Below are 9,252 nucleotides of genomic sequence, written 5' to 3'. Positions count from 1 at the left end.
CGCGGCAACGTGCTTCTCCCAAAAAACGGTCGTGTTTTCCATGCTTGCTCCGGTATCAAATCGAAGTAGCAAGAATGCGGAAATTCGGATTAGCCAGCAAGTCTGGGGTTTATGGAGCGCTTACAATCAAACCTCGTGGCCGCGACCGACGCGTGCCCGAAGCTGAAATTGTAGCGATTCTCAGCGCAACGGAGTCTAAAGAACTGCGCACCATCATCAAGGTCGCTGTCGAAACCGGCATGCGCAGAAACGAGCTGGCATCCCTGACCTGGGGTGAAATCGATTTGAAGAAGCAAACAGCACACCTTCCTAAGACTAAGACGGACGTACCCCGCACCGTGCCACTTTCGAAAGCTGCGATCAAGGCACTTAAGGCATTCGGAATCAAGAAAGACGGTCCCGTCTTCGAGCTGCAGCCGGAATCAATGAGCCAGGCATTCGAGCGGGCATGCGCATCACACCGCGCCGACATACCTGATGTACGCTTTCATGACCTCCGTCATGAGGCCACCAGCAGACTTTTCGAGAAAGGTCTTAACGTCATGGAAGTAGCAGCTATTACTGGCCACAAAACCCTAGACATGCTAAAGCGATACACACATCTCCGCGCCGAAGATTTAGCAAAGAAACTTAAGTAACTGGCCGGTCTCGGCGGCGACAAAGCGCCTCAGGTATATGCTGCAGTACAAATTCGCGGTAGCCCGATCTAGTCGGATCAGAAATCTCCGCTTGCTGGAGAGGTATCTCCATCGTGCCGGCGCAGCAGAGGTTTTCCTTTTCGCCCGCAGAGAAAAGGTCTGCTGAGAAGGTCCGAAGCACTACCGGTATAGTCTTGGCACACAGCTTGGACAGTTGAGTGCACCCAATATGAATTCCCGGTACAGCGCTAATCACCTCACGGACGATAATTTCATTGGGATTCGAATGCTTGTCACGTCCCAGGGAAAACAAAACGGTCTCGGGAACAACAGCATTCATGAGGGTACGGGCAAAAACCTGTGGGTTGGAGGTTCCTGGTAAGCCCCCATGATGTGGAAACACCAGAAACCGCGCTCGGATATCTGTTCCCTTTCGACCAATCTCATCCAAAGTCACGTCGTCCATGTCGCCAGTTAATAGTGCTACCGGCGCTTTGTCATAAAGTACCCGAACAACCGCGCTAAGTGAGTTGCTGGTGATTGTCTTGTCATCAAGATTCTTCGATCCGACCCCATAAGCTGCGAGTAATCGTGTGGGCGCCGCCACCTCCAGCGTAGTGCTGGTAAATCCTGGGATCTCCAGCGGACCATCAGTCAGTCCCACCCTAAAATCGATCTCCCCGTTGTCGTGAGCTTCATCCAGTGCGAAGATCAGATCCCGCCAGGCTTCGGTCTGTTTGTCAGCGTCAGCGTTCAAAATAACGGTTTTCACCTTGGTATCGCCGGCCAGTAGGCCCGCAAGGCCACTGATATGATCTGCGTCAGAATGAGACAGAATGACACACTCGATCTCGTCAATGCCTTTTCGCATCAAGAATTCACGCAGGCGACCTTTCAAGCCTGTATCGATAACTACTGTCACACCGTTCTCGCGAATCACATTGGCATTGCCGTGACCCACGTCCAGAATTGCAAGGCTAGCGCTATTGCTCATTGTGCTTTTCTCAAAGACCAGTCTTCAACATATAAATCATCTGCGCCCCCTGCCCCAACATTCACAGTCGCAAATATCCGTACAATGTCCCCATGTGCCACGCTTTCCCGAACTTTTTTTAGTGCGTCATTTTCACCAATTCGCCATTCGAAGCTTATGAGTGTTGAAGAGTCAAACTCTGGAATCACGACGTTTACCTGCAGCAGATCATCCCCGCCCAACAGCTCGCCACCTTCAATTCTCAGAATCGTGCGCCAAGGTTTACGTACAGTCGAGAAGTCTCCCTTGAATTCCTCTACGCAAACTTGAAATGCATGAACCAAAGTCTCCGGAGACAACTTCGCAGGGGCAAGCACTACGGGAATGTAGCGACGCCGCCGTCTGATGGCCTCGGGCAAGTGATCTGCCCGGGTACACAAAACAACCGGCACATTCTTCTGATAAAGGCCCGACACGATTTCGTCGCCGTTCATACTCGAGTAATTCTTGACCTTGAGGTTAAAGTCGCAAATTACAGCGTCACGCGTCGTATCAAACATTGCGAGTAGGGATGGCACGTCAACGATAGGGCCCATGACTTCTTCCGTATCGATGTCCAAATCCTCAACCTGAAATTTATACGACTGCCGCACGTGCTGATTGTCATCGATCAAGCGCACTTTTTCAATTACCTTGTCTTGAATATTCAACGACATACTTACGCTCCTAAGATTGGAATCTGAATAGAAAATTCAGCTCCGCCATGCTTCCCTTGCGCGACTAGGTCTATCTTGCCGCCCATATCCCGCACAGTGTCGCGAACAATAGTTAAGCCCAGCCCAGTTCCCTCAGGATTAGTTGTAGTGCCCGGCAACCATACTTCGCCAACTTTCAAATCAACTATCCCAGGACCCGTGTCAGCAAAAACAATTTCCATGCTCTTTGCGCCAACGGTGGTCGTTATATAGATATGGCGCTTCTCTGTAGCCGCACGTTCAAACGCGGCTAGCGAATTGTTCAAGAGATTAGCGATGATCGACTCCAATGCCGCCTCCGACGTACGGAGGAAGGGCGAACCTTTCGCGAACTTCATTTCCACACCGGTATCCCGTCCAGACAAAAATGGACTCATTAGCGTGGCGGTGCGCTCGATCACCTCATGAACGGCAACACGCCCCATACGTCGCTTCGATGCTCGGACTAAACTAAGCGTCGCCGTACCGAGCGTTGCCAGGCTAGAGGAAGCACTTCGAATAGCCTCAAGCGGTTCAACAAGCTTAGCTTGATCCGGCTTTGCTTTCACGATTCGTGGAATTCTTTGAGTTAACACATTCACACAAACGTCGATGGTCTTGAGCGGATTCCCTTGGGCCTCATGCGAAAACGTTGCTGCAGTGATTCCCGCAGTGCTCAATGTGCGGTACAACTGAATTTCCTTCTTTAACGCATCAGCCTCTTTGTCGCGTGATTTCTCGTATCCGGAAAAAGCTGTTTGAATCGAAGCTCGAGATTCGGGGTCCAGCCTGGCAATTGCCTTCTCAACCTTTTCCTTTTGCGCTTCCGCTGCCTTTGGCGTCTCCTCCTTCTCGGCCCGGCGCCGTTCTTCGGCACGCCCCAGTCGCCAGCGCGCCATCCAATTTAGTGCGTCCTGTGCGAACTCCTTCAACTGTTCGAATGTATCATCCTCGATAAATCCCGTACGATCTGTCTTTTGACGAAGCTCGTATTTATCAGCACCTGGAATTGTGATCCGACCAATGGAGTTATGTGTGCCTGGGCGTTCTTCTGGGCTCCTGACGCGAGCAAGGTTCATCTCCAGCCAGTCGTTGCCAGAATTACCGTATGGAGCAACACGGATTTCATCCTGATATACGTGAACGCCGCCGAACGTGTCTAGCCAATCTACAATTTCACCTTTCGTCACACGACGCGCACTAAATTCTGCCGAGCCAAGCAAAAATGCCCAGAGATCAAAGACAGCCTTGGGCGCTTTGTAGACTAGCCCTTGCTTCTTGCGACGTAGATCCGCGTGATCGGCAACAGCAAGTGCTTTTCCTTGCCAGTCGAGAATTCGCGCCGAGCCATTGCCCTTCTTGTCGATTTTGGCTTCGAGATGATAGTCAGCCTGGTCAAAATATTTCTTGTTCAGCAGTTCTGCGATTTCTTTGAATTCGGGCGCAATCAGGCGAACCTCAAAGCCATTTTCTTTATCGCCAAACGGATCAGTCAATAGTAGGAGCGAACGAGCTAGTCGCTTTACTTCATCTGGCCGCACGGTGGAACGCAAGTTCTTGAGCAGTATGACAACGCCCTTGCCCAGTTCCGCGTTCTTCTTCGTAACGATTTCAAGATTGACGTCCTCGACTACTTCTGCCTTGTCGAACACAGACCAGTCGATTTTAAGTTCGTGAAAGCGACGAACATTACCTCGCTCCACAGCCCGCAACTCGACGTTCTTTCCCATTCTGAGAGCGGCCAATCGACCAAGGCCCTTGCTGCCCGCTGGCCGACGGCCGAGCCGAGTCTCAACAGTATTCGACTTACTCGACTTGCCTAGGACGAGCCATCCATTCTGTATGGCTGTCGCGTCCATGCCGTCGCCATCATCGATGATGCTAATCTCACCGCCAATCTCAGTGGTGTTCGTAAGCCTGATCGTGCAGCTATTCGCATTAGCGTCATAGGAATTCTTGACGAGCTCGAGAATGCTTTGATCGGCACTCTGATTGAGCTCTTCACCCAACCTGGAAAGAATCGCGGGAGAAAAACGAAACGATGCTGTTGTCATGTCCAACCAATCAATGGAAGTTTCTTAACTATCGCTGTCGTAAGATGCCTACAACGGCTTGCACGGTTCATCCAATTGTCAGTTTCCTCGTTTTGGAGTACTGCTATCAATCGCCGGCAGGACGACAAGGCCCCGTCAGCGGGCATAAGCACAATCAAGTGGTTTTCTACCGCGACCATTTTGGGCCCGGTGATGAGGGTTGGAATTACACGGCGCGAATCGGCAGGGTTCGACGTACGACGAATTACAACGAATGGCGTCTGATGAAGTGTGCCATTAAATCGACACTTGGATGGAGCCGCAACTTCCGCATCTGCAGGGACATCGCCAACGCACAGATAGTCGACTATCTCGTCGGTTTTTTTCGCCCTGAAGGGAACATAAGCGCCAACGGAAACTTTGAAAAAATCATTCAGCACCGCACTGTGCGGCTTGTTAGTTCCGCTGAGCGCTCTGCCAATCCAGTCGCCTTTGGACTTCGTGGCGAATCGTGCGGACTTGGTTAGATGCACTACGAACACGTCGACATCTGTCTTCTCATCGAATCTACCGTACACATGGATTCGCTTCGACACGCAGTGGGCATCAATAAATTTTCGCCACCGCTGATATCGAGAACCACATCGAAGTACATCTGGTAGAACTGCCACAATTTCCTGTCCTATTTTTGCGTTGCTCAAAACAGAAGCAAAAATAACACCCGCGAGCTGCACGCTACCTTTGGCCCATTCGCAGTCATCCGGCGTCTGTACTTTGGCAAACGGAGGGTTCATTACTACGCAGTCAGCCGCAGCGATCTTTTCCAGATGATCAAAGTAATTACCGGGCAACAAATTATCGAAACGAGTAGCGCGCACCTCTTCCGTAGCCGAAAACCCTTCTTGGGCTGCCAGCAACGTTAAGCGTGCTCTTGCAGCGTTCACAAATTCTCCGTGCAAATCAAGTCCGATAATTCGCGAACTCCATTGCGCGACCGTCGCAGCTGTGCTTTGGCCCCTAGACATTAACGTTGCACATGCCAAAAGCAAGTCGCCCGCCCCACACGTGGGGTCCGCTACAGTTGCCCCGGCAGCAATCTTCGCACTGAGGCATCTAGCGACGTACTTGGAAAGCTTTTTTCCTGAGAAAAAAATCCCGTCAGTAGAGCGCGTATCGCGCGGAACAAGTTCAACCAGGGCTTCCGACGCTGCGCCATTAAGATAAGAGGCCGCCGCCTTCCGATCCAGCTTCCCACCGGCCAGAACACGCGACACTTCTGCGCCAACTTTCGATGCAAACAAGTCGTACGATTGAGTCGGATTTTTTAATGCTGTAGCGCTATTTTTCGTCATGTAAAATTTTGGGGTCCATTTGACACAAAAACCAGCGGACTAGTCTCAGGCAATTGCGAGAAGGCAATAATTCGGTCACCTTAGATCATACCGCAATATGCCGTCCATATTGATGATCTTCTGACATTGTCGCCGATCTTCCGGAGGTTCGTTATGCATGATCAATTGGGGACCGTCATGCCGCCGACCAATCGCCCCCAGCTCGACCGACAACGAACGGCTCGCATCGTCGCTGGCCGGGACGACCGGCCAAGGCGCTCCTACATGCCACCGTGTGACGAAAAGGGTTCCGCTTCGCTCCAGCCCTCGCGGGCCTCAAATCGCCCTTTTCCCACTCGGAAACACCAAATCGGTTTGGCAAGATAAGCGGGTGGGCCGTAGACGAAAACCTCCTCGTCGGGAAAGAACGACGTCAGGGGCCAGCCGGGGCGCGTAGAAAGTACCGCTATCGTCACATCCTCTACGCATCAGGCTGCGTGGAAGTACCGCTGTCATCACTTCCTCTACGCACCAAACTGCGCAGAAGTACGGCTATCGTTACCCCTCTACGCGCAAAGCTCCTTGCAGGTGCCGCTGTCGTTAGCTTCGCTCCTGCCCTCGCGGGCCTCAAATCGCCCTTTTCCCTGGTAGTCACGCACCAAGGCGGCCAAGCAATAGCCTGCGTCGTCGCGACCTCTTACAGGCCGTGCTGGCCCTGCTTCCGCGCTCAAGAATTGGCAACCCCAGCCGAACGATACGTCAACCATGCGTGCGAAAAGAGCTCTTTGCGTACAATGGAGTTCAACCAGCAGCCATACCACAACGTCGAGCAACGGGGAATGATTTTCATTACTCCCATCACCTCGAAAAACTGCAAAAGCACCCGTGTAGTGTGTATCTCTGGCCAAATTTCCAGCAGTACCACCCCATTGGCATTGCACGTTCTTCTCTTTAACTTTTCCCGGTACAGAGTCTTCTCGCATACGTGGTGATGAGCACCGCTTTGGTACTCAATGGCAAAGCGTTTTTGCTCGTTATACCCGTCAAGTTCAATTCTAGAGCCTGTGTCATCGTCAACCAGCCATACTGGCCGGACCTTCGGAAAGGGAACGCCAAAAATCTGCGTTGCCATTTCGATTACTCGAGCCTCACCTGGACGACGCTCACCGATTCTGAGCGCGGCTTGTACACCCGAACGATAGCGACTGTTCAGCAGGCGACACAGATCATCGAACCTGGCATTGCCACGTAGGGACTTCGGTAGCTTATAAGGTTTTTTCATTTTTACAGCCTTGGAATCGGTTGAACTTTGTAAGAAACTTTAGCGCGCTAAATTTGCAGACCGCGCTTTCAGTTATTGGTCCTTGGGGACAACACCAAGAAAAGCTTCGTCTGTGTGCCGCTGTTTGACCGGCGAACGAGGATGCTCTGTAAGCAACAATTTGGGGGATCAAAGTTTAGTCACCTGCAAAATCAACAGGATTTCAAGTCCTGATGTATCAGATGACTTGGACCGGGAAAAGTCGGGAAGCAAAGAAAATCCTTGACTCCCGTTAGTGTCCTTGCTGTCGGTCAAGCCACCCATGACGACGATTTCGCCATCAAGCAAGCTTAGGTCCGATTTCAGCTCACGCTTGATCAAGGTCGGTGATGCAGAAACGCCAGTACTGGTGCTGACGAAATTTGATACCTGCTGCATGACGGACAGGTCTATCGAATCGCCATGAATCACAGGCTGAACATCGTAAATCACGCCGCTCGACTGGTAGCTAACCGACTGCACCGCAGGTTGACCGCTGCCGGGGTAAGAGACCGCCCCGAGAACCGGAACGTCTTGCCCAACCGTGAACCTGCCCGAACCGCCAGAGGAAACCCGCAGCATAGGCTTCGAAACTGCCTTGAACCGAGAATCGGAAGCAAGCGCTGAAAGCACAGCGTCAATGGTCTTGTTCTTGAACGACAGGAGCATATCACCAGGGCCAGATGCGACTGATCCGATGCTGATCCCCAGCTTCCCGCTCAACACGTTCACGGCAAGACCGAAGGCGGAGCCGTCGCGCTTGGTAGCCTGCACCTCGTATAGCACCCCGCGAACGAGAACATCGCCAGGGGCGTCGTCCACTTGGGCGAGCAGCTTGCGCAGCCTGGCCACCTCGACGGGAGAACCACTGAACACAATTGCGTCGCTTTTCCTGTCGATCATCGCCGCGGCAGAGCCAGCGGGAGCAGCTCGACCACCTGACGAGTCACCCGGTCCCGCGCGCACGGCCCGCTTCGAGGTGAAGCCGCCCTTGAACAACGGGCCGAGCATTTCTACTAAATACGAGCCGTCCCGAAACCTTGGCCGGTAAACAAAAACCTCTTCATCGGGAGGAACGGCGACGGCCACTATCTTGCGACCGATGAAATCGACCGAGCCCCGGCGCACAACGACCAAGCCGAGCGAGTCGAAGAACGAGGCAATGAAGGATTGAAGACCCTGCTTGCCGCCGTTGTATCGAAACGAGACAGCACGCTCATCCTTAAGCACTTCAGGATCAATAACGTAAGATCCAGGCATAGCCTCAGCGTAGATCAGCTGGACAACCTGGGCGATGCCGAGCGACCGGAAATCGAAACGAACGGGAAGCTCGACGCCGGCATTAGTCTCGGCAGCAGCAGGGCTACCACTGACACCCTTTAGCGCGCTAAAGCCGACGGCGTCCGAATGGCACGAATACACCAGCATCAGCAATGCAGCGATTATCCTCATTTAGCCCCCGCGCTGCCGACGGTGACGACGGCGGCACCAGACCAAGTGGTGACCTTAGCGCCATCAATCTCACCTATCTGCACCAGCCCGTTTCCGAAAAACTGCGATGGAGACTCAAGCCTAACGACGCCAGCGGAGTTGGTGACCACAACCCACGACACGCCCTTCGCCTGAAACGTGCCTACGACGCGCCAGACGTCGCTAAACGTGGCCTGGCGAGGCGCAAGCTGCCCGGAGGAGGCAAGCGCCGGCCCGCTCGATGGCACTGGCTGGACAACCTTAGCTGTGGCGGCAAGTGGCTTGCCGTCCGGCCCCAACTCGCCCGGGTGGAAGAACTTCCAGACATAGGTCACAGAGACGTACAGCGCGACGATGAAGGCGAATGCCCCGAGCCAGAGCTTCTTACTCGCCAAAACGTTTTGTCTGCTGTCGGCATTGACAAGCACGCCGTTGCCACCGCCCTTGAAGCTTGAGTACAGAGGGAACACATCCTTTTTGTACTTGCGCACCCAGTTACCGATCTTCGTGGTTTTGGACTGCTTGTAGCCCTCCCACATGGTTAGACTGTAGGTGTTGCTCATTCCAAGCGACACCTTTTTGTGAGTTCTGAAATTGAAGGCAACGACGACTTTCACAAATCGATTGAGCGTATTCATATCTTGAATGTAAGCGCGATTTCTACCGCACCTTGACGTTGCCCTAATCGACGGGCAAGCGGCTGTTAAACAGCAGTAAAGTTGAACGGCAACAGATCGGCAATGTCGGCACCGGCCTGGCGCTGCGGCAGTTCT

General features: G+C 53.0%; 8 protein-coding genes. 1 reads left to right on the top strand and 7 read right to left on the bottom strand.

Translation table 11 applies throughout. The features are described 5' to 3' along the window. Positions 1 to 638: site-specific integrase (locus F2P45_RS33325; RefSeq protein ID WP_166882507.1), on the top strand; the 638-nt coding region annotated here is incomplete at its 5' end. Here F2P45_RS33325 and F2P45_RS33320 read toward each other — a convergent pair. The 7 genes from F2P45_RS33320 to F2P45_RS33290 form a co-directional block, all read right to left on the bottom strand. After that, positions 631 to 1,632: a ComEC/Rec2 family competence protein gene (locus tag F2P45_RS33320; RefSeq protein ID WP_166882506.1), complete on the bottom strand. Its 1,002-nt coding sequence runs from the start codon at positions 1,630 to 1,632 to the stop codon at positions 631 to 633. The genes F2P45_RS33325 and F2P45_RS33320 overlap by 8 nt on opposite strands. Then, entirely contained in the window at positions 1,629 to 2,327 is a 699-nt protein-coding gene (locus tag F2P45_RS33315; RefSeq protein ID WP_166882505.1) for a DNA-binding transcriptional response regulator, read from the bottom strand. Before F2P45_RS33315 ends, F2P45_RS33320 begins: the two co-directional genes overlap by 4 nt. Before the next feature lie 2 nt (positions 2,328 to 2,329). After that, on the bottom strand, positions 2,330 to 4,399 hold the full coding sequence (locus F2P45_RS33310; RefSeq protein ID WP_166882504.1) for a sensor histidine kinase: 2,070 nt from the start codon (positions 4,397 to 4,399) through the stop codon (positions 2,330 to 2,332). Further along, entirely contained in the window at positions 4,396 to 5,730 is a 1,335-nt protein-coding gene (locus F2P45_RS33305) for an N-6 DNA methylase (protein WP_166882503.1), read from the bottom strand. The genes F2P45_RS33310 and F2P45_RS33305 overlap by 4 nt, the downstream gene beginning before the upstream one ends. 706 nt (positions 5,731 to 6,436) lie before the next feature. After that, positions 6,437 to 6,991 carry a hypothetical protein gene (locus F2P45_RS33300; protein ID WP_166882502.1) on the bottom strand — a complete coding sequence of 185 codons (555 nt, stop codon included), beginning with the start codon at positions 6,989 to 6,991 and terminating at the stop codon, positions 6,437 to 6,439. A 168-nt stretch (positions 6,992 to 7,159) separates the two neighbouring features. Further along, complete coding sequence (locus tag F2P45_RS33295; protein ID WP_166882501.1) at positions 7,160 to 8,461, bottom strand: type II secretion system protein GspD; 1,302 nt, start codon at positions 8,459 to 8,461, stop codon at positions 7,160 to 7,162. After that, positions 8,458 to 9,117 carry a zonular occludens toxin domain-containing protein gene (locus F2P45_RS33290; RefSeq protein ID WP_166882500.1) on the bottom strand — a complete coding sequence of 220 codons (660 nt, stop codon included), beginning with the start codon at positions 9,115 to 9,117 and terminating at the stop codon, positions 8,458 to 8,460. Before F2P45_RS33290 ends, F2P45_RS33295 begins: the two co-directional genes overlap by 4 nt. Between the last annotated feature and the right edge of the window lie 135 nt (positions 9,118 to 9,252).

It is taken from the genome of Massilia mucilaginosa (assembly GCF_011682145.1).
Lineage (GTDB): Bacteria > Pseudomonadota > Gammaproteobacteria > Burkholderiales > Burkholderiaceae_D > Telluria_A > Telluria_A mucilaginosa.
The sequence above is the reverse complement of the archived record's forward strand: the minus strand, read 5'-3'. Positions and strand labels throughout refer to the sequence as shown.

Coding starts and splice junctions, on each gene's coding strand:
- F2P45_RS33320 (WP_166882506.1), bottom strand. CDS start 1,632: ATGAGCAATAGCGCTAGCCTTGCAATTCTGGACGTGGGTCACGGCAAT.
- F2P45_RS33315 (WP_166882505.1), bottom strand. CDS start 2,327: ATGTCGTTGAATATTCAAGACAAGGTAATTGAAAAAGTGCGCTTGATC.
- F2P45_RS33310 (WP_166882504.1), bottom strand. CDS start 4,399: ATGACAACAGCATCGTTTCGTTTTTCTCCCGCGATTCTTTCCAGGTTG.
- F2P45_RS33305 (WP_166882503.1), bottom strand. CDS start 5,730: ATGACGAAAAATAGCGCTACAGCATTAAAAAATCCGACTCAATCGTAC.
- F2P45_RS33300 (WP_166882502.1), bottom strand. CDS start 6,991: ATGAAAAAACCTTATAAGCTACCGAAGTCCCTACGTGGCAATGCCAGG.
- F2P45_RS33295 (WP_166882501.1), bottom strand. CDS start 8,461: ATGAGGATAATCGCTGCATTGCTGATGCTGGTGTATTCGTGCCATTCG.
- F2P45_RS33290 (WP_166882500.1), bottom strand. CDS start 9,117: ATGAATACGCTCAATCGATTTGTGAAAGTCGTCGTTGCCTTCAATTTC.